Genomic DNA, 19,646 nt, shown 5'->3' with positions numbered 1-19,646 from the left:
CCGGTACCTCCGGCCGTGCTGACCGCGGCGCCGCAGCCTGCCACAGCCGGTGGCCCCGTGACCATTTCCTGGAGCGGATTCACGACGTGTCGTGCCGTCACCATCGCCTTCGCGCTCGACGGCACCCAGATCGCCACCGCGGCCTCCAGCGCGAGCGGCTCGGTGGGCGCCACCGTGCCCGCGGGCACCACGGCGGGTAGCCACAAGCTCACCGCCCAGTCGTCGAACCTGAAGTGCGGCAGCGCGGGCACCGCGTTTCGCGTCGTCGTGCCACCGACGACCACGACGACCCAGCCGCCCGTCACCCAGCCGCCAGTGACGAACCCGCCGGTGACCAACCCGCCCGTGACGCGCCCGCCGGTCACGACCACTCCCCCGACCACCACCACGACCACGGACACGCCGTCGTCGTCCTCGCAGACCTCGTCCTCCTCCACCACGTCGTCCGGCCCCGGTGACGGCGTGCTGGTGCTGGACAAGGACAACATCCAGCCCGGCGAGGACCTGACCGCGACCGGAACGGGCTGCCCGAACGGTGCCGACGTGACCCTGCACTCGCTCGGCGAGGAGGTCGGCAAGACCGTCGCGAACGACAAGGGCGAGTTCACCTCGCCGGTGAAGTTCGCGAACATCGAACCGGGACGGCACGTCGTGCGCGCGGAGTGCGGCATCGTGCTCGTCGGCAACGTCGACGTGACGCTGTCCAGCTCGTCCGGCGGCACGACCAGCACGCTCGTGGTGCTGCTGTTCTTCCTGCTGGTCGGCGCCGCAATGCTGCGCCGCCAGTTCACCGGCCTGCGCCGCTGACGGAACGCGGGGGCCCCGCGTTTCCTCTGACAACGCGAAAAAGGCACGCGAAAGGCCCCCTCACTGCGGCGAGGGGGCCTTTCGCGTTGAAGCTGTTGACCGAGCCGGGTCTACGGCTCTTCGCGCTGGCGGCGCAGCTTGGCGAGAGCCTCTTCGAGGATCGCCTCGCCGTCCGCGTCGGAGCGCCGCTCCTTCACGTACGCAAGGTGCGTCTTGTACGGCTCGTTGCGCGGAGGCGCGGGTGGCGTCTGCTCGTCCCGCCCTGCCGGCAGGCCGCAACGCGGGCAGTCCCAGTTCTCCGGAATCTCCGCGTCGACCGCGAAAGATGGCCGGGACTCGTGACCGTTCGCGCACCAGTACGACACCCGACGGCGGGGCGCGGACTCGCCGCGCTCCGACTCACCCATCGGGCCTGCGCCGACGCGGGTACCGCGAATCGCGTTACCACCGGACATCGACCGTTACACCCCCACCAAGTGGTTACCCCAAGCCCCGAGGGGCTTCTGCCGCTGAACGGAGATCAGCTGCCCGCGCCGGGCAGCTTGATCAGCAGTCCGATGCCCACGATCGCGATCACCCAGACCGCCCCGACGAACAGCGTCAGGCGGTCGAGGTTCTTCTCCACGACGGAGGAACCGGACAGACTCGACTGCATGCCGCCGCCGAACAGCGAAGAAAGGCCGCCACCACGACCGCGGTGCAGCAGCACGAGCAGCACCAGCAGCACGCTGGAGACGATCAACAGGATCTGCAGGAACAGGACCATTTCTTCCTCACTGACAGGCAGCCGACGCCATAGAGTACCTGTTCGACTGCCGAACGTGTGCAACCACTTGGGTGTGCGGGTTTATTCAGATCAACTTAGGGTAGAGGCCCGCCTGCGGCCAGGGCGCACAGCTTGGTGAATTCGTCCGCCTGAAGGCTCGCGCCGCCCACGAGAGCGCCGTCGATGTCCTTCTGCTGAATCAGCTCACCGATGTTCGACGACTTCACCGAACCGCCGTAAAGCACCCGGACCACGGCCGCGGTCTCCTCGCCGTACTTCTCCGCCACGAACGAGCGGACCAGCGAGCACACCTCCTGCGCGTCGGCCGAGGACGCCGTGCGGCCGGTGCCGATCGCCCAGACCGGCTCGTAGGCGAACACGATCTTGGCGACCTGCTCGGCGGTGAAGCCGGCGAGCCCGTCCTCCAGCTGCTGGCGCACCAGCTCCAGGTGGCCCTTGGCCTCGCGGGTCTCCAGCTTCTCGCCGAAGCAGAAGATCGGGGTGACCTCGACCTTCAGCGCCGCCTTGATCTTGGCGTTGACCAGCGCGTCCGTCTCGCCGTGGTACTCGCGACGCTCGGAGTGCCCGACCACCACGTAGTGGCAGCCGAGCTTCTTCAGCATCGGGCCGGACACCTCACCGGTGTAGGCACCGGAGTCGTGCTGCGAGATGTCCTGCGCGCCGTACTTGATCAGCAGCTTGTCGCCGTCGACCAGCGTCTGGACGCTGCGGATGTCGACGAACGGCGGGAGAACGGCCACCTCGACCTTGGCGAAGTACTTCTCCGGCAGGGAGAAGGCGATCTTCTGCACGAGGCCGATCGCTTCGAGGTGGTTGAGGTTCATCTTCCAGTTGCCCGCGATCAGCGGGAGCCGGGCTGCCATCAGGACTCCAAAACGCTGATGCCGGGGAGTTCCTTGCCTTCGAGGAACTCCAGGGAGGCACCGCCGCCCGTGGAAATGTGCGAGAAACCGTCCTCGGGCAGACCCAGTGCGCGCACCGCGGCCGCCGAGTCGCCACCGCCGACCACGGTGAACGCGTCGGACTTCACGAGGGCCTCGGCGACGGCACGGGTGCCGCCGGCGTAGGTCTCGATCTCGAAGACGCCCATCGGGCCGTTCCAGAACACGGTCTTGGCGTCGGCGAGCTTCGACGTGAACAGCTCCCGCGACTTCGGGCCGATGTCGAGGCCCATCTTGTCCGCGGGGATCGCGTCGGTGCCGACGACCTCGTGCTCCGGCTTGCCGAACTCGGCCGTCACCAGCACGTCGACCGGCAGCACGAGCTCGACGCCGCGCTTCTCGGCCTCCGCGAGGAACCCGCGCACCTGGTCGAGCTGGTCTTCCTGCAGCAGCGACGTGCCGACCTCGTGGCCCTGGGCCTTGAGGAACGTGTACGCCATGCCGCCGCCGATCAGCAGCTTGTCGACCTTGGTCAGCAGGTTCGCGATGACGCCGAGCTTGTCGGACACCTTCGCGCCGCCGAGCACCACGACGTACGGGCGCTCCAGGTCGTCGGTGAGCTTGCGCAGCACGCCGAGCTCGGTCTCCACGAGACCGCCGACGTACGCGGGCAGCTTCTTCGCCACGTCGTAGACCGAGGCCTGCTTGCGGTGCACGACACCGAAGCCGTCGGACACGAACGCGTCCGCGAACGCCGCCAGCTCCTCGGCCAGGGCCGCGCGCTCGGCGTCGTCCTTCGAGGTCTCGCGGGCGTCGAAGCGGACGTTCTCCAGCATCACGACGCCACCGTCGGTGAGCGCCTCGACGACGGCCTTGGCGGACTCACCGACCAGGTCCTTCGCGAGCGCCACCTCGGAGCCGAGCAGCTCACCGAGGCGAGCGGCGGCCGGGGCCAGGGAGAACTTGGGGTCCGGCTCGCCCTTGGGGCGGCCGAGGTGAGCGGTGACGATCACGCGGGCACCCGCGTCGGCGAGGGCCTTGATCGTCGGCACCGACGCGCGCACGCGGCCGTCGTCGGTGATCTTGTCTCCGTCGAGGGGGACGTTCAGGTCGGCGCGCACCAGGACGCGCCGACCCGCGACACCCTCCGCGAGCAGGTCGCTGAGAGTCTTCACTGACTTTCCGTTCCCGCTGATCAGATCTTGGACGCGACGAGCTTGACCAGGTCCGCGAGGCGGTTGGAGTAGCCCCACTCGTTGTCGTACCAGCCGACGACCTTGACCTGGTTGCCGATCACCTTGGTCAGCGGCGCGTCGTAGATGCACGAGTGCGGGTCGGTGACGATGTCGGCCGACACGATCGGGTCGGTCGAGTACTTCAGGATGCCGGCCAGCGGGCCTTCGGCGGCGGCCTTGTACGCGGCGTTGACCTCGTCCACGGTGACCTCGCGCTTGAGGGTGACCGTCAGGTCGGTGGCCGAGCCGGTGGGGATCGGCACGCGCAGCGCGTAGCCGTCGAGCTTGCCGTTGAGCTCCGGCAGCACCAGGCCGATGGCCTTCGCGGCACCGGTCGAGGTCGGCACGATGTTCAACGCGGCGGCGCGGGCGCGGCGCAGGTCCTTGTGCGGCGCGTCCTGCAGGTTCTGGTCCTGCGTGTACGCGTGGATCGTGGTCATGAGGCCCTGCTCGATGCCGAAGCTGTCGTGCAGGACCTTGGCCAGCGGCGCGAGGCAGTTCGTGGTGCAGGACGCGTTCGAGATGACGGTCTGCGAGCCGTCGTACTTGTCCTCGTTCGCGCCGATGACGATGGTCAGGTCCTCGCCCTTGGCCGGCGCGGAGATGATGACCTTCTTGGCGCCACCCTCGTCGACGTGCTTGCGCGCGGCGGGGGCGTCGGTGAAGAAGCCGGTCGACTCGACGACGACGTCGACGCCGAGGTCCTTCCACGGCAGGGCGCCGGGGTCGCGCTCGGCCAGGGCCTTGATGACCTTGCCGTCGACGGAGATGCCCTCGTCGGTGACCTGCACGTCGGCGTCCAGACGACCGAGAATGCTGTCGTACTTCAGCAGGTGAGCCATGGTGGCGACGTCACCGAGGTCGTTGAACGCGACGATCTCGATGTCGTGGCCGCCAGCCCTCACGGCGCGGAAGAAATTGCGCCCGATGCGACCGAAACCGTTGACACCTACACGAACCGTCACGACGGACTCCTTGCGTTCGACTGGCAGGAACAAGCCCACCCTATCTGTCGAACTGCGCCGCTGGTCACACGGATAGTGCGTATCTCTTGATCGAGCCAGAAAAATGGCCCCTGATTAGGCCGTTCGGCGGCGCAGGGCGCGCAGCATCCAGAGGTACGCGCTCAGTTCCTCCGCGGCCTCGGCGGCGGTGCGGCACGCCTCCGGGCTGTGCTCGCGCGCGTCCCTGCCGACGACGGCGACGATGCGCGTGATCCACTCGTCCACCACCTCCCGGTCCTGCGGCGGCACGAGGGAGACGTTCGGCTGTCGGATTGGTGCAGTCATGACCGGACCTCCTGGTTGGTGGCGGCGGCACCGGCCCGGATCATGTCCGCCCTTCGAAGGAGCCTTCAATACCCCGAAACAGCGGGTGTTACGGACCGTTACGCACCGGTACGGTCATTCCCCATGACGGCCAATGCCGCCTGCCTGACATGTGGAAACCCGCTCGACGACGCGGTCTCCGGACGGCGTTACTGCTCCAACGCGTGCCGTCAGCGCGCGTATCGCGAGCGCAGTTCGGCACGCGGCGACGCACCACATGACGCGGCCCTGCCCGCGCCTCTCGACACGTTCGTGGGCCGCCGCGAGGAGCTCGCGGCACTGGCGCGGCTGTGCTCGGAGCACCGGCTGGTGTCGCTGGTCGGCCCGGCGGGGTCGGGCAAGACCAGGCTCGCGGTCCAGCACGTGACCAAACGCGCAGATCAGGTGTGGTGGACGGCCCTGGCGTCCGCGTCGGACGTGGTGCAGGAGATCTACCACGCGGTCGGTGCGCACCCGCTGCCGAACCGCTCGGTGCGCGACGCCGTGATCGCCGAGATCGACCAGCACCGGCGTCCGCTGCTCGTGCTGGACAACTGCGAGCACGTGCTGGCCGAGGCCGCCGACGTGGTGTCCGAGTTCCTGGCCTGCTGCCCCCGGTTGCGCGTCCTGGTGACGTCCCGCGAGCCGCTGCGGCTGGCCGGTGAGCAGGTTTTCGCGCTGGGAGAGCTGGAGCTGCCGCCCGCCGGAGCGAGCGTCGCCGAGGCCCTGCGTTACGACGCGGTGCAGCTGTTCAGCGATCGTGCCGTCTCAGTGGACCGCTCGTTCGAGGTCGACCCGTCGAACGTCGCGGACGTCGTAGCGGTGTGCCGGTCGCTCGACGGCATGCCGCTCGCCATCGAGCTGGCCGCGCGCCGCATCACCGTCCTGTCCCCCGCCGACGTGCTGGCCAGGCTCGGTGACCGGCTGGCGTTGCTGACCGCGGGGCCGCGCGCGTCCGACGACCGGCATCGCACGCTGCGGGCGGCGATCGGCTGGAGCTACGACCTGCTGTCGGAGGACGAGCAGGCGGCTTGCCGTCGCCTCGCGGTGCTGGGCGTGCCGTTCGACCTGGGCGTCGCGAGTGCGGTGTGCGACGTGCCGGACGCTCTTGAGCTGCTGACCAGCCTTGAGCAGAAGTCCCTGCTGGTGGTCGAACGGTCCTCCGGCCACACCACGTTCCGTCAGCTGGAGTCGATCCGCCTCTACTGCCGCGAACGCGCCGCGGAGCACGGTGACGTCCCGGTCGTGGCCGACCGGGTGGTGGACTGGGTGTGCTCGGTCGTCGAGCCCGAGATCTCGTCGTTCTTCCCGGCACCGCGGGTCGTGCTGCGGCTGGACCGCAACATCGGCCTGGTCGAGCTGGCCGCGGCGCGCACGGCGGAGACCGGGGACTGGCAGCGGCACGCGCTCACGATCGTCGCCACGGCCTGGACGTCGACCCCGCGCGGGCCGCGTGGCGCCCCCACCGAGCTGCTGCACCGCGCGCTGTCCCAGCCGATGCCGCCCGCGTACCGCAGCGTGCTGACGGTGCTGGCCGCCATGCACCACCGGGTGCGCGGCGGCTGGCACGTGACGCGACGCTTCGCCCAGGAGTCCGTGGCGATCGAACGCGCCGGCGCGTCACGTCCCGGCACGCTCGCCCGCGCGCTGGAGGTGCTGGCGTCGGCCGAGGCCCACACCGGCAACCCGGAGCTGGCCTGGCGGCTCTTCGACGAGGCCGTCGAGCTCCTCCGCGGCTCCGACGACAAACTCGCGCGAGGCGTGCTGTTGAACTCCTACGGCTGGACGTTGCTGCAGCACGGCGAACCGGAGCTCGCGGCCCCGCTGGTGCGCGAGGCGTTGACGCTCGTGCGGCTGGAGGGCGCGCCGCACCTGCTCAACCCGACCCTGCACACCGCGGGCGCGATCGCGTTGGCGCGGCAGAGCTATCCCGAGGCCGTGGACCTGTTCCGGGAGAGCCTCGAGGCCGGCTCGGAGCACCCGATGGACCAGTTCTACGAGCTGGAAGGCCTGGCGCTCGGGCTGGTGGGCGTCGGTTCCGACGACGAGCGCGCCCTGTCGCTGCTCACGGCGGCTTCCATGGTGCGGACCCGGTTCGACTTCCGCGCCGAACCCTACTGGCAGGCGTTGCTGGACGAGGCGCGCTCGGTCTGCCGGACCCGGATCACGGCCGGGCGGTTGCGCGCCGCGGAGTCGACCGGCGAGCGGATGTCGTTGGCGCAGGCCGTTTCCTACGCCCTGACCGCGCCTCCCGTCACCGAGGACGACGACGGCGTGATCTCCGCACGCGAGCGGCACGTCGCCACGTTGGTGGCGGAAGGCCTGACGAACCGGCAGATCGGGCAGCGGCTGGGCATTTCGCCGCACACCGTGGCCCGGCACGTGACGCACGCCCGCACGAAGCTGGGCCTGCGGTCACGGGCGCAGCTCGCGGTGTGGGCGGGCCGCCACGCACCTTAGATCTCGGCCGGGCATTCGCTGTCGATGAAGGGCGCCTTGATCCACCTGACGTGGATGAAGGCGCCCTTCATCGAGCAGCAGGCGCGCCGCGCCTGGACGAGTTGTGTGCAGAGCTTCTTGCCGGGTGCTCAGACCTCGGCTTCGAGCATCTCCGCGGTCACCGCGGACTCGGTGTCCGGCAGGCCCAGGTCCTTGGCGCGCTTGTCCGCCATGGCGAGCAGCCGCCTGATCCGGCCGGCGACCGCGTCCTTGGTCATCTGCGGGTCGGACAGCTGGCCCAGCTCCTCCAGCGACGCCTGGCGGTGCGCGAGCCGGAGCTGACCGGCGGCGGCCAGGTGGTCGGGTGCCTCCGGGCCGAGGATCTCCAGGGCTCGGGCCACCCTGGCCGCGGCGGCGACGGCCGCGCGGGCCGAGCGACGGAGGTTCGCGTCGTCGAAGTTGGCCAGGCGGTTGGCCGTGGCGCGGACCTCACGCCGCATCCGGCGCTCTTCCCACGCCAGCACGCTGTCGTGCGCGCCCAGCTTGGTCAGCATCGCGCCGATGGCGTCGCCGTCCCTTATCACCACGCGCTCGGCGCCGCGGACCTCGCGCGACTTCGACGAGATGCCCATCCGGCGCGCCGCACCGACCAGGGCGAGGGCCGCCTCCGGACCGGGGCAGGTGATCTCCAGCGACGAGCTGCGACCGGGTTCGGTCAGCGAGCCGTGCGCGAGGAACGCACCGCGCCACGCCGCCTCCGCGTCGCACACGCCACCTGACACCACGGGCGCGGGCAGGCCGCGGACAGGCCGTCCGCGCGGGTCGAGCAGACCGGTCTGGCGGGCGAGCCCCTCACCGTCCTTGACCACGCGGACGACGTACCGGGTGCCCTTGCGCAGGCCGTTCGACTGGATGGTGAAGACCTCGGCGTGGTGACCGTAGAGAGCCTGGATCTCCTTGAGCAGCCTGCGAGCGGCACTTCCGAGGTCCAGCTCCGCCTCGACGACCACGCGGCCGGACACGATGTGCAGGCCACCGGCGAACCTCAGCAGAGAGGACACCTCCGCGCGGCGGCAACAGGTCTTGGATACCGCGAGCCTGCTCAGCTCGTCCTTGACCGCCGACGTCATCGCCACGGGCCTGTCCCTCCCACTCCGGTCTCATCGACCACCTGCCTCAGGCAACCGGCCAGTGCCTCCGGATCATGCCGGTCGGCGGCGTCCGGTGCGGCGATCTTGGCCAGATGCGTCCGCGCGCCCAGTGCCGAGGCGGCTCGCGTCAGCCGGTCCGGGGTGGGGACCGAGTCGACGTCGGCGATCACCGCGTCCACCTTCAGCTCGGGTGCGTGTTCGCAGACTACGTCCAAATGGCGCTCCGGAGAGAAACCGGCGGTTTCGCCCGGTTGGGGGACAAGATTGAGCACCAGGACCTTCCTCGCCCGCGTGCGCACGAGCGCGTCGTGCAGTTCGGGCACCAGCAGATGCGGCAACACGCTGGTGAACCACGATCCGGGCCCGAGTACCACGAGATCGGCATCAAGTACAGCCTGTACTGCTTCCGGACAACCGACAGGTCGCCCGTTCGGGGCAGTCAACCGGATGCGTTGCACGAGCCCCGGCGTGGTCGCGATGGCGACCTGCCCGCGGATGCGCCGCACGTCCTTCTCGTCCTCGTCCAGCCCGATGACGTCGGCCTCGATGTCGAGCGGCTCGTTCGACATCGGCAGCACCCGGCCGCGGACGCCCAGCAGCCTCGACGCCGTGTCGAGCACCGCCACCGGGTCGCCGAGCTGCTCCAGCAGCCCGGCGATCACCAGGTTGCCGACCGCGTGGCCGGCGAGCGCACCCGTGCCGCCGAACCGGTGCTTGAACAGGGACGTCCAGAGCCGGCTCTGCTCGTCCTCCGCCGCCAGCGCCGCCATGGCCTTGCGCAGGTCACCCGGCGGCAGCAGATCGGAGAGCTCACGCCGCAGCCGCCCGGACGAGCCACCGTCGTCCGCGACGGTCACCACGGCCGTCACGTCGTCGGTGACGCGTTTGAGCGCACTAAGCGTCGCGTGCAGCCCGTGTCCGCCACCCAGTGCAACAGCCTTCAACTTCGTCACTCGCGTCCCAGATCCCTGTGCACGACCTTGACGGCCATGCCGTCCTCGCTCGCCAGCCGCGCGGCCAGCTCCTCGCTCAGCGCCACACTGCGGTGCTTGCCGCCGGTGCACCCGATGGCGAGCGTCAGGTACCGCTTGCCCTCCCGGCGGTAACCGGCACCGATGAGCCGGAGCAGCTCGTGGTACCGGTCGAGGAACTCGTCGGCCCCTTCCTGGCTGAGGACGTAGTTGCGCACCTCGCCGTCGAGCCCCGTCTGCTCCCGCAGCTCCGGGATCCAGAACGGGTTGGGCAGGAACCGCACGTCCATGACCAGGTCCGCGTCCATCGGCAGCCCGTACTTGTAGCCGAAGCTCAGCACCGTGACCCTGGTGCGCGTGGCGGCCTCGGTGCCGAACGTGTCCTCGATCTTCGCCCGCAGCTGGTGCACGCTCAGCGCGGAGGTGTCCAGCACCAGGTCGGCTTCCTGCTTGAGCGGCGTGAGCAGGATCCGCTCGGCCTCGATGCCGTCCTGCAACCGCCCGTCCGCCTGCATGGGATGACCGCGCCGCACCGCCTCGAACCGGCGGATCAGCACGGCGTCGGTGGCCTCGAGGAACAGCACCCGCGGCTTGTACCCGCGAGCGTCGAGGTCCTTGATGATGGCCGCCAGGTCCTCGGTGAACGCGCGGCTGCGCACGTCCATGACGACCGCGACCCTGGTGATGGCCCCGCGCGCCTGCGCGCCGAGCTCGACCATGGTGGCGATGAGCTCCGGCGGCAGGTTGTCCACGACGAACCAGCCGAGGTCCTCCAGGCACTTGGCCGCGGTGCTGCGGCCCGCACCGGACAGCCCGGTCACCACGGCGACTTCGATGCCGGACTTCTCCGCGTTCACGACTACGACTCCGTTACCTGTTCATGAGCTGACGCTCTCGGGCTGTGCTGGGGGCCGCGCCACGACCGGACGCGCCCCGGGGGAGAGTCTCCCCGGGAAAGTCTCCACCGATCCGGCGCGTTCGCGCGGCAGGTTCGGCAGTTGAGACGTCCGCGCCGCGGGGGTGGACGTCTCGGGTGCCGGGCCGGTCGGGTCCGCTCCTCGCTCGGGAGGTGGGGATGGGTGGCCGCTGCGAAGGCCTGGGGTCGCGGCACGCGGGTCCGGCTGGTCGCGCGGAACTGGATCCTGCGGCCCTCGCGGTCGTGCCGCCGGCCGGCGCTGGGCGGTCACGGCGTCACCGGGTAGCTCGACTGGAACGCCAGCCTGGCGTCGGCGCCGGACGCGAGGCGGTCCAGCTCGTCGTCCAGGGTCATGAAGACCTCCCACGGCTCCTGGCCGGACGCGACCGCGAGGCGGGCGGTCACCAGTTGCTCCAGGTCCGCGACGCGCTTGGCCTTCCACACCTTGTCGGCGAGGCTGACCAGGAGCTCTTCCAGGCTCGACGCCGGGGTCCAGGAGGCGTGCGTGCGGGCGAAGCGGGCGAGGCGTTCGTCCACGCCGCGGGCGCGCAGCAGTTCGTGGCCCGCCGGTTCGTGCTGTGAGCCGGGGCCGGACAGTTCTTCTGGGTGCAGCACCTTGCCGATGTCGTGGGTGGCGGCGCCGTACAGGGCGGCTTCGCGGTCGAAGGTGGCGGCCGGGTGGTGCCGGGAGACCCAGTCCGCCAGTTGGCAGGCCACGTCGTGCACCGCGCGGAGGTGGGCGACCAGGCGGGGTGGCGCTTGCAGGTCTTCCAGCGGTGCAACGGCTTCGGCGGGGAGCGGGCGCAGGTCGGCGTCCTCGGTCAGGGCCTGGTGCGCGCGGGGCGACAGGGGCATCAGGACTTCGCCTCCGAGGACGACGAAGACGGCGAGGCGAGTGTGGCCACCACGGCCTCGGCGGTGCGGCGGCCCACGCCGGGCACCCCGCTGATTTCGTCCACTGTGGCCTGCCGGAGTTTGCGGACCGAGCCGAAGTGCTTGAGCAGAGCGGCTTTGCGGGTTTCGCCGAGGCCCGGCACGTCGTCCAGTTCGGACGCCGTCATGCGCTTCGAGCGCTTCTGGCGGTGGTAGGCGATGGCGAAGCGGTGGGCCTCGTCGCGGACGCGCTGCAACAGGTACAGGGCGTCGCTGGTGCGGGGCAGGATCACCGGGTCGGGCTCGCCGGGGACCCAGACCTCCTCCAGGCGCTTGGCGAGGCCCACCACCGCCACGTCGGTGATGCCCAGTTCGGCGAGGACGTCGGCGGCCGCGGCGGCCTGGGGCGCGGCGCCGTCGACCACCAGGAGGTTGGGCGGGTAGGCGAACTTGCGCGGCTTGCCGGTCTCCGGGTCGATGCCCGGGTTCGGGCCGCCCGACGCGGTTTCGCGCAGCATCGCCTGGAAACGGCGGCGGACCACCTCGGCGATCGAGGCCACGTCGCCCTCGGTGGCGGCCTCGCGGATGGCGAAGCGGCGGTACTCGGACTTGCGGGCCAGGCCGTCCTCGAAGACGACCAGCGACGCCACCACGTCGGTGCCCTGGACGTGGCTGATGTCGATGCACTCGATGCGCAACGGAGCCGTGTCCAGCGCCAGCGCGTCCTGCAGCTCCTGCAGGGCGGCGGAACGCGCGGTCAGGTCGCCCGCGCGGCGGAGCTTGTGCTGGGCGAACGCCTCGGAGGCGTTGCGCGCCACCGTTTCCATCAGAGCGCGCTTGTCGCCGCGCTGCGGAACGCGCAGAACCACGCGAGAGCCGCGCTGTTCGGACAGCAGGTCTTCGAGCGCCGGCGCGTCGTCCGGCAGCACGGGCACCAGCACCTCGCGCGGGGTGCTCTCGGTGTTGTCGCCGTAGAACTGCATGATGAACTGGTCGACCAGCGCCGCGTCGTCGACCGCCTCCACCTTGTCCAGCACCCAGCCGCGCTGACCGCGCACCCGGCCGCCGCGGACGTGGAACACCTGGACCGACACCTCCAGCTCGTCCTGCGCGAACGCCATCACGTCGGCGTCCGTGCCGTCGCCCAGCACGACCGCCTGCTTCTCCATCGCGCGGCGCAGCGCGCCCAGGTCGTCGCGCAGGCGCGCCGCCCGTTCGAACTCCAGCTCCTCGGCCGCCGCGGTCATCTCCCGCTCCAGGCGGCGGATCATGTGGTCCGTCTTGCCCGCCAGGAAGTCGCAGAAGTCCTCGACGATCGCCCGGTGCTCGTCCGCGGAGACCTTGCCCACGCAGGGCGCCGAGCACTTGTCGATGTACCCGAGCAGACAGGGGCGCCCGATCTGGTTGTGCCGCTTGAAAACACCGGCGGAGCAGGTGCGCGCCGGGAACACCCGCAACAGCAGGTCCAGCGTCTCGCGGATCGCCCACGCGTGCGCGAACGGACCGAAGTACCGCACGCCCTTCCTGCGCGGCCCGCGGTACACGTGCAGCCGCGGGTAGTCCTCGTGCAACGTCACCGCCAGCACCGGATACGACTTGTCGTCGCGGTACCGGACGTTGAACCGCGGGTCGAACTCCTTGATCCAGTTGTATTCGAGCTGGAGCGCCTCGACCTCGGTGGTGACCACCGTCCACTCGACGGAGGCCGCCGTCGTCACCATCTGGCGGGTGCGCGGGTGCAGCCCGGCGAGATCCGCGAAGTACGAGTTCAGCCTGCTGCGCAAGCTCTTCGCCTTGCCGACGTACACGACCCGGCCACCGGCGTCGCGGAACTTGTAGACGCCGGGAGCCTCGGGAATCGTGCCCACCGCGGGGCGGTACGTCGAAGGATCTGCCACGCCGTCAAGACTAACGACGGGGTCCGACAAAAACGGAAACGGTCAGGCGAGCACCACTTGCTCGCCGTCCACCTTCACGGCGACGGCGCGCAGACCCGACGTCGCGGGCCCCTTCTTCACCTTGCCGTCGGCGGCACCGAACTGGCTGCCGTGCGCGGGACAGGTGATCGTTCCGGCGGCGGGCTCCCCGACCGTCACGCCCTGGTGCGGGCAAGTCGCGTCGTAGGCCTTGACCTGGGTGGCGGAAACACGGGCGACGACGATCTTCTTGCCACCGGGTCCGTCGACGACGGTGCCGCCGCCTTCCGGCACGTCCGCGAGCGCGACGAGCTTGGTGCCGGAGGATCCCGTCGTCTGGGAACCGCTCTGCTTCTCAGGAGTCGAGCCGCTGGAACCGGTGCCCGCTGAACCGGAGCTGCACGCGGTCACGAGGCCACTGGGCACGGCGAGGGCAACGACGATTCCGCACAGCGCCGCCCGCCTGCTGACCGGGCTTTCGGTGTTCACGACCGTTCCTCCGTGGTGGTGGGTGTCCGGGTTCACACCACAGCATTACGCGAAGCGGTCAGCGGGAGTTCAGCGCGAGGCCCAATGCACAGGAACCTCACAGGTCTCAGGACAACACCAGATCTTCACCTGAAAGGGCGATGGCGACCTCGGTCAGTCCGGAAGTCGCAGGTCCTTTGCGGACGGCACCCGTCGAGGGGTCGAAAGCGCTCCCGTGCAGCGGGCAGGTGATGACACCACCCGCGGGAGGGTTGACCAGCGAGCCCACGTGGGGGCAGGAGGGGTTGAACGCGCGGAACTCACCCGATCGAGGCTGCACCACCAGCAGCTGGGCGTTGCCGGGCATGTCCACCAGCACGCCACTGCCCACCGGCACGGACGCGGCGGAAGCCACGCGGTCCCCCGGCCGGGCGGTCCCGACACCGCCCGTCTTGCGAGGAGCAGGCTCGCCACAGGCGCTCAAAGCAGCGAGCCCGCACAACAACAACGCTGAACGTCGATCCACGAGCACCGATTATCGGCGCTGGTCCTCCGCGGCGGCCGTCCGGGCCAGCGCCAGCACGGCGGTGAACGGCGGGAACCAGTGCCGCGAGTGCGACGGCGGGTTGGCCCACCGCAGCGATCCGTACCTGGTCATCGTGGGCGGCAGCGCGATCCGGTGCGGGGATCGCACGAACTGGACCTCCGGCGGCGCCTTGAGGTGCGTCGGAAGCAACGCCACCAGCTCGGCCAGGAAGATCCAGTGCTCGCGGGGACCGGGGATGACGGTCACGGGACCCGCGAGCATGCGCGACTTCAGATCGGCCAGGACTCGCGACCCGATCCGCGCCGGCATCGCCAGGGCTGTCGTGGCGGGGCCCAGGGGTAGGAACACACCCTGCTCGGTGACGCTCACCTGCCAACCGAGCAACCGGTAGCCGGCCACGGCCTCACCGATCGCCCGATCGTGTCCCCTGTTCTGTGGGATTCCGGCACTTCCTGTGCCGGTCTCCGCGGTCGTGATGCTCATCGGCGGTCGTCCTCCCCGGTGGTGGGTCAGGCACTGGCAGGGCCACGGGGATCGGCCCGCGACCTGCGATGTGCAGGGTGCGTCGCGCTCCACGCCAACACCACTCGGCCGCTGCATGAGCTTCATGCAGCGGACGTATGAAGCTCATCCGCCGCACGGAGGCACCGGGACTGCGACACGCGAATCCATTACGTCTTATGCATGAGATGGATGGACTGACGATCACGTCTCCGTACACTGGGAAAACGCTCAGTGACGGGGGCGATGCCGATGGACACAGCGAGACCCAGTTCCAGGCGCGCTTGCCCGTGTGGAGCGTTCATCGCCGCAGACAACACCGACCGGCTGTGTCACCGGTGCCGCCGCAACGCTCGTTCCGACGTGCACGGACCCCCTGCCGTCCCGGATGACTTCTGGGACCACCCCGCGATCACCGCGGCCTGCGCGGATCGCGACATGGGTGCGCTCATCTCCGCCTACCGGCACCACCCGCGGCACCTCAGCCGGATCAGCCAGGACCGCATGGCGGGCTGGCTCGGCATCAGCCAGGCGCAGCTCTCGCGTTACGAGTCGGGCGAGAACCAGATCGACCGGCTCGACCGGCTGCGCCACTTCGCGCTCGTGCTCGGTGTACCGGGCGAACGACTGTGGTTCGACCGAGTCGCCATCCCAGCTCAGGTGGGCTCCCCCGAAACGGGGCCGCCAGATGTGCTCGCCGCCCCCTGGGAGGCGACGAGCATTGCCCGTTCGGTCGAGGAGACGGCGAGGAGCGACTTGGCGATCAGCAGACGAGCGGCACTCACCGGAGCTGCCGCGGTGACGGTGGGATCCGCACTGGTCGAGCCGCTGCAGCGGTGGTTGCACCCCCTGCAGAACCTGTCGAAGTGGTCGTCGCACGCGGCGATCAGCGAAGAGGAGCTGCTGGCCCTGCAGCGCGTCGCGGACGGGCTGCGCGGCTGGGGCGGCCGGGGCGGGTACGGACTGGCGCGCAAGGCCGTGCTGGGTCAGCTCGACGAGCTGGCCGAACGGCTGCAGCGCGCGCCTGCGGGCCCGACGACGGAACGCGCGTTCTTCATCGGCGCCGAGCTGTCCAAGGTGGCGGCGAGCATGTCGTTCGACGCGGGGCTGCACAACGCGGCCCAGCGCTACTACGTGCTGGCCGTCCGGATGGCGAAGGCGGGCCACAACGACGGCTTCGCGGCGCTGTGCCTCGCCGCGATGGCACGGCAGATGTTCGACCTCGGCAGGCCGGAGGACGGGCTGGAGCTCGTGCAGCTCGGCCAGTACGGCACCCGCCGCACCGGCACGCCGACGCTCAAGGCGCTGCTGCTCACGCGTGAGGCGTGGGCGTACGCGCAGATGGGCAAGGTTCGCGAGTTCCACCAGGTCGTGGGCATGGCACAGGACAGCTTCTCGCAGCGGGACGCGGACACCGAGCCGCGTTACCTGCACAGCTTCGACGAGGCCGAGCTGGAGGGCGTGATCGGGGCGCGGTGCCGCGACCTCGCCAGGCACGACCCGGCCCAGGCCGTGTACGCCGAGCAGCACATCCGGCGGGCACTGGAGCTGCGGGACCCGTCGAAGGTGCGCAACCGCGCGTTCGACGTGATCGGACTGGCGCGCACCAAGATGGTCGCGGGAGACCCGGAGGCGGCGTGCGGGTTGATCAACGAGGTTCTGCCCACGGCGGCGAAGCTCTCCTCGGGGCGCGTGCTGCGCAAGCTGGAGGACTTCGCCAAGGAGGCGGCACGGCACCGCCACATCCGCGCCGTTCAGGAGACCCGCGACGCGATCAGAGCGATCCGGACGGCTTGATGCGGATCGGGGTCACCGGACACACCAACCTGGTGCCTGAGTGCATCCCGGCCGTGCAGGCCGCGATCGCCGAGGTGCTGGCGGAGTTAGGACGGCCGCTGGTCGGCGTGACGTGCCTCGCGCCGGGCGCCGACCAGGTGTTCGCGCGGGCCGTGCTCGAGCTCGGCGGCGAGGTCGAGGTCGTGCTGCCCGCGCTGGACTACCGGGACAAGCTCAAGCCGCACCAGCTCGCCGAGTACGACGAGCTGCGGGCGGCCGCCACGGTCGTCAGCGTGCTGCCGCACATGTCGTCGGGACGGCTCGCCTACGTGGCCGCCAACGAACGCATGCTCGCGTCGGTCGAGATGCTCGTGGCGGTCTGGGACGGGGTGCCGGCGCAGGGCAAGGGCGGGACCGCGGACGTGGTGGAGCAGGCACGGGCCTCGGGCGTGCCGATCCACGTGGTGTGGCCGCCGGAGGCGCGCCGCAGGTCATAGCCGGCCGAACGAGAGCATCGCCGTGGTGCCGCCCACGATCTCGCCGCGGGCCGGTTCGAGCGCCTGCCGCGCGGTCTCGGCGAGCACCTCGTCGCCGCGCTGTTCCGCGATCCGTGCGGTGATCCACCACAGCACCTCGTAGTAGTGGTCCGCGCGCGGCGTCGGCACCTCCCGGTCCGCCATGACCAGCGCGTCGGCCCACGGCCGGTACGGGCCCCAGTCGAGCGTCGGGTCGGGCGGGAGTCCCGTCGACATCAGGGCCAGCGGCAGGAACCCGGCCGCCACCCCCGGCATGGCCGAGAGGTCCAGCGCGCGGTAACCGGCCTCATCCGGCGCGAGCATCAAGCGGAACCCCGCCGTGAACACGCGGGCCAACGGCGACTCGTGGGTCTCGGCGAGCTGTTCGACCGCGTCCGCATGACGTGCGGCCGCGGCGAAGTCCCCCAGCGCGGACCAGGCCTGCATCCCTACGAGATGGCCGAGGATCTCGTAGGCGGGGAGGTCGTGCCGGGCGGACACCTCGATCAGCTCAGCGGCGATCCGCGCTCGTTCCGAGGACCGGCCGGGCTGCTGGAACGACTGCACGAACCGCGCGTTCAACGCCACCGCGAGCACGGCCGGATCGCCGAGCTCGCGGGCGAGCTGCTCGGCCTCGAAGGCCGCCTCCTCAGCCCACCGGTCGCGCGTCCCGCGGTGCTCCAGCGCGATCGTGGCGAGCAGCCGCGCTCGCAACGCGATCGGAGCGTCCTCTGGGAGGAGTCGCACCGTGCGCCGGGCCGTCGAGACCAAGGCCGCGGACTGAGCGGGGTCGTCGCTCACGGTCCAGTTCGCCGGCACGTCGTAGGCGGTCAGGACGCGTGCGGTCAGCAGCGGGTTGCCCAGCCGTTCGGCCTCGGCGACCGCGGCGAACCGCTGGGCCTGAGCCAGCGCCAGACCGCCCGTCAGCGCTGCCTCTCCAGCGACCACACTCGCGGACCGCAACCGCGCGTACGAGCCACCACCCCGTGCCACGGCATGGCGAAGGATGTCCGCCTCGGCCCGGTCGAGATCCGGCAGGGCGTCCAGCCCGAACCGGTCCACCAGCCGAGCCCTGGCCTCGCGCAGCACGGTCAACGCCTCGACCTGGCGCCCGTCCTGGAAGAGCGCGTGCGCCAGCAGCACCTGCGCCTTCTCCCGCCACGGGTGCGACTGGGCGAACGACGAAAGCTCCCCGATCAGAGACGCTCCACGGCCTTCATCGAGCAGAGCGCGCGCACGCAGCTCCAACAACCGAGCGCGCTCCTGCAGCACCCACGGCGACGGATCGAGATCGGCGTAGGGCTCACCCCAGCTGACCGACGAAGGCGACTCCTCGAACCGCCACACGTCCACGTCGGGGACCTTCAGCGCATACCCACGACCAACCGTCGCGATAGCGGCAGACCCCAACGCGGCACGCAGCTCCGACACGAACGTCCGCACCGCACCAACGGCATTTGCCGGCGGGTCTTCCCAGAGGTCGTCGATCAGCACGTCAAGCGGGACCACACGCCCGCCGGCGGCCACGAGACGACCGAGCAACTCACGACGACGTTTGCTGCCCACGGCGACTTCACGCCCATCGGTGCCGACGACCGTGACCGGTCCAAGCACCCTGATCTGCACGGACGTGGATGCTAATCGCCTGCTGATCGGGCTGCCCGATGCTGGGCGGCATGAAGCTCCACACCGTCGTCACCGGCGAAGGCTCCCCGGTCATCCTGCTGCACGGCTTCCCGCAGACCCACCTGATGTGGCGCCACGTCGCGCCGAAGCTCGCCGAGCACCACACGGTCATCTGCCCCGACCTGCGCGGCTACGGCGCCAGCGGCAAGCCGCGCACCGGCTACGACAAGCGCACGATGGCCCAGGACGTGATCGACCTGGCCGACGAGCTGAACCTCGGCACGTTCGCACTGGTCGGCCATGACAGGGGTGTGCACGTGGCCTTCCGCGCCGCCCTCGACCACCCGGACCGGGTGAGCCACCTCGGCCTGCTCGACAGCGTCCCGGCCTTCGACACCTGGAACGTCCTGCACGGCCGCGAAGCCGCGGTGGCCTTCCACCTCTACCTCCTGGCCCAGCCGACCGACCTGCCTGAGCAGCTCGTCACCAACAGCTCCGACGCGTTCTTCGGCCACTTCCTCGACCTCTGGGCCAAGAGCCCGTTCCCGGAAGACGTCCGGGCCGAGTACCTCAAGGCCGCACGGGACTCGATTCCGTCGATCATCGAGGACTTCCGCGCCCTGGCGACGATCGACGTCGACCACGACCGCGAGGACCTCGACAACGGCCGCAAGCTCACCATGCCCGTCGCCGTCCTGCAGCAGGACTGGGGTGGTCAGCTCGGCTTCGACCCCACCGAGCTCTGGCGCAAGTGGGCCACCGACCTGCGCTTCACGACCACCACGGCCGGTCACTTCGTGGCCGAAGAGGCACCGGACGACGTTGTGCGACTGATTCGTGACCTCGTTGCTCCGGTTGAGGGAAGTTCGTCGGCAACCGGACCAACTCCGCCCACCGGTCTGGCGGCGGAGAGGGCTCGTTGATCACGAT

General features: G+C 70.4%; 21 protein-coding genes. 6 read left to right on the top strand and 15 right to left on the bottom strand.

The genetic code is table 11. The features are described from left to right. Positions 1–57 precede the first annotated feature (57 nt). Positions 58–807, top strand: a complete 750-nt coding sequence (locus ABZV40_RS27390; RefSeq protein ID WP_355447354.1) for a hypothetical protein — start codon at positions 58–60, stop codon at positions 805–807. Positions 808–917: 110 nt separating this feature from the next. Here the strand turns inward: ABZV40_RS27390 and ABZV40_RS27385 are convergent, their stop codons facing one another. The 6 genes from ABZV40_RS27385 to ABZV40_RS27360 form a co-directional block, all read right to left on the bottom strand. Then, a complete protein-coding gene (locus ABZV40_RS27385) occupies positions 918–1,262 on the bottom strand; it encodes an RNA polymerase-binding protein RbpA (RefSeq protein WP_053738343.1) in 345 nt (114 codons plus the stop codon). 65 nt (positions 1,263–1,327) lie between these two features. Next, positions 1,328–1,573: a preprotein translocase subunit SecG gene (gene secG / locus ABZV40_RS27380; RefSeq protein WP_355447351.1), complete on the bottom strand. Its 246-nt coding sequence runs from the start codon at positions 1,571–1,573 to the stop codon at positions 1,328–1,330. Between the two features lie 95 nt (positions 1,574–1,668). After that, positions 1,669–2,457: a triose-phosphate isomerase gene (tpiA, locus tag ABZV40_RS27375; protein ID WP_355447348.1), complete on the bottom strand. Its 789-nt coding sequence runs from the start codon at positions 2,455–2,457 to the stop codon at positions 1,669–1,671. Continuing rightward, positions 2,457–3,650, bottom strand: coding sequence for a phosphoglycerate kinase (locus ABZV40_RS27370; RefSeq protein WP_355447345.1), 1,194 nt, complete (start codon positions 3,648–3,650; stop codon positions 2,457–2,459). Before ABZV40_RS27370 ends, tpiA begins: the two co-directional genes overlap by 1 nt. 20 nt (positions 3,651–3,670) lie before the next feature. After that, complete coding sequence (gene gap / locus ABZV40_RS27365) at positions 3,671–4,675, bottom strand: type I glyceraldehyde-3-phosphate dehydrogenase (RefSeq protein ID WP_355447342.1); 1,005 nt, start codon at positions 4,673–4,675, stop codon at positions 3,671–3,673. Between the two features lie 114 nt (positions 4,676–4,789). Further along, complete coding sequence (locus tag ABZV40_RS27360) at positions 4,790–4,999, bottom strand: hypothetical protein (RefSeq protein ID WP_355447339.1); 210 nt, start codon at positions 4,997–4,999, stop codon at positions 4,790–4,792. A 123-nt stretch (positions 5,000–5,122) separates the two neighbouring features. On the opposite strand from ABZV40_RS27360, the gene ABZV40_RS27355 reads away from it, so the two are divergent. Then, on the top strand, positions 5,123–7,477 hold the full coding sequence (locus ABZV40_RS27355) for a LuxR C-terminal-related transcriptional regulator (RefSeq protein WP_355447336.1): 2,355 nt from the start codon (positions 5,123–5,125) through the stop codon (positions 7,475–7,477). 128 nt (positions 7,478–7,605) lie between these two features. On the opposite strand, the gene whiA is transcribed toward ABZV40_RS27355, so the two are convergent. Genes whiA through rapZ form a run of 3 tightly spaced genes read right to left on the bottom strand, consistent with a single transcriptional unit; the run spans position 7,606 to position 10,435 of the window. Next, a complete protein-coding gene (whiA, locus tag ABZV40_RS27350; RefSeq protein ID WP_109637858.1) occupies positions 7,606–8,592 on the bottom strand; it encodes a DNA-binding protein WhiA in 987 nt (328 codons plus the stop codon). Continuing rightward, positions 8,583–9,551, bottom strand: coding sequence for a uridine diphosphate-N-acetylglucosamine-binding protein YvcK (gene yvcK, locus ABZV40_RS27345; protein WP_355447423.1), 969 nt, complete (start codon positions 9,549–9,551; stop codon positions 8,583–8,585). The genes whiA and yvcK overlap by 10 nt, the downstream gene beginning before the upstream one ends. A gap of 5 nt (positions 9,552–9,556) precedes the next feature. Beyond that, on the bottom strand, positions 9,557–10,435 hold the full coding sequence (gene rapZ, locus ABZV40_RS27340) for an RNase adapter RapZ (protein WP_355447333.1): 879 nt from the start codon (positions 10,433–10,435) through the stop codon (positions 9,557–9,559). A 222-nt stretch (positions 10,436–10,657) separates the two neighbouring features. Here rapZ and ABZV40_RS27335 point away from each other — a divergent pair, with 222 nt between their 5' ends. Further along, positions 10,658–10,780, top strand: coding sequence for a hypothetical protein (locus ABZV40_RS27335; protein WP_355447330.1), 123 nt, complete (start codon positions 10,658–10,660; stop codon positions 10,778–10,780). Here ABZV40_RS27335 and ABZV40_RS27330 read toward each other — a convergent pair. From ABZV40_RS27330 to ABZV40_RS27310, 5 genes are all read right to left on the bottom strand, one after another. Further along, a complete protein-coding gene (locus ABZV40_RS27330; RefSeq protein ID WP_355447327.1) occupies positions 10,762–11,349 on the bottom strand; it encodes an HD domain-containing protein in 588 nt (195 codons plus the stop codon). The two genes, ABZV40_RS27335 and ABZV40_RS27330, sit on opposite strands and share 19 nt — an antisense overlap. Beyond that, the gene (uvrC, locus tag ABZV40_RS27325) at positions 11,349–13,265 is read right to left on the bottom strand and encodes an excinuclease ABC subunit UvrC (RefSeq protein ID WP_355447325.1); all 1,917 of its coding nucleotides are present in this window, start codon (positions 13,263–13,265) and stop codon (positions 11,349–11,351) included. The genes ABZV40_RS27330 and uvrC overlap by 1 nt, the downstream gene beginning before the upstream one ends. A gap of 42 nt (positions 13,266–13,307) precedes the next feature. After that, positions 13,308–13,772, bottom strand: coding sequence for a Rieske (2Fe-2S) protein (locus ABZV40_RS27320; protein ID WP_355447322.1), 465 nt, complete (start codon positions 13,770–13,772; stop codon positions 13,308–13,310). A gap of 106 nt (positions 13,773–13,878) precedes the next feature. Continuing rightward, on the bottom strand, positions 13,879–14,277 hold the full coding sequence (locus tag ABZV40_RS27315) for a Rieske (2Fe-2S) protein (protein ID WP_355447320.1): 399 nt from the start codon (positions 14,275–14,277) through the stop codon (positions 13,879–13,881). A 9-nt stretch (positions 14,278–14,286) separates the two neighbouring features. Beyond that, positions 14,287–14,781, bottom strand: coding sequence for a hypothetical protein (locus ABZV40_RS27310; protein ID WP_355447317.1), 495 nt, complete (start codon positions 14,779–14,781; stop codon positions 14,287–14,289). Positions 14,782–15,162: 381 nt separating this feature from the next. Between ABZV40_RS27310 and ABZV40_RS27305 the strand changes: the two genes are divergently transcribed. Next, the gene (locus ABZV40_RS27305; protein WP_355447314.1) at positions 15,163–16,596 is read left to right on the top strand and encodes a helix-turn-helix transcriptional regulator; all 1,434 of its coding nucleotides are present in this window, start codon (positions 15,163–15,165) and stop codon (positions 16,594–16,596) included. Continuing rightward, complete coding sequence (locus tag ABZV40_RS27300) at positions 16,596–17,072, top strand: hypothetical protein (protein WP_355447311.1); 477 nt, start codon at positions 16,596–16,598, stop codon at positions 17,070–17,072. The genes ABZV40_RS27305 and ABZV40_RS27300 overlap by 1 nt, the downstream gene beginning before the upstream one ends. Here ABZV40_RS27300 and ABZV40_RS27295 read toward each other — a convergent pair. Next, positions 17,067–18,716, bottom strand: a complete 1,650-nt coding sequence (locus tag ABZV40_RS27295) for a BTAD domain-containing putative transcriptional regulator (RefSeq protein WP_355447308.1) — start codon at positions 18,714–18,716, stop codon at positions 17,067–17,069. The two genes, ABZV40_RS27300 and ABZV40_RS27295, sit on opposite strands and share 6 nt — an antisense overlap. A gap of 50 nt (positions 18,717–18,766) precedes the next feature. Here ABZV40_RS27295 and ABZV40_RS27290 point away from each other — a divergent pair, with 50 nt between their 5' ends. Then, positions 18,767–19,639, top strand: coding sequence for an alpha/beta hydrolase (locus tag ABZV40_RS27290; protein WP_355447305.1), 873 nt, complete (start codon positions 18,767–18,769; stop codon positions 19,637–19,639). The last annotated feature ends 7 nt before the right edge of the window (positions 19,640–19,646 follow it).

It is taken from the genome of Lentzea sp. NPDC004782 (assembly GCF_040609115.1).
Classification (GTDB): Bacteria; Actinomycetota; Actinomycetes; order Mycobacteriales; family Pseudonocardiaceae; genus Lentzea.
This window is presented reverse-complemented; position numbering and strand designations above follow the sequence as displayed.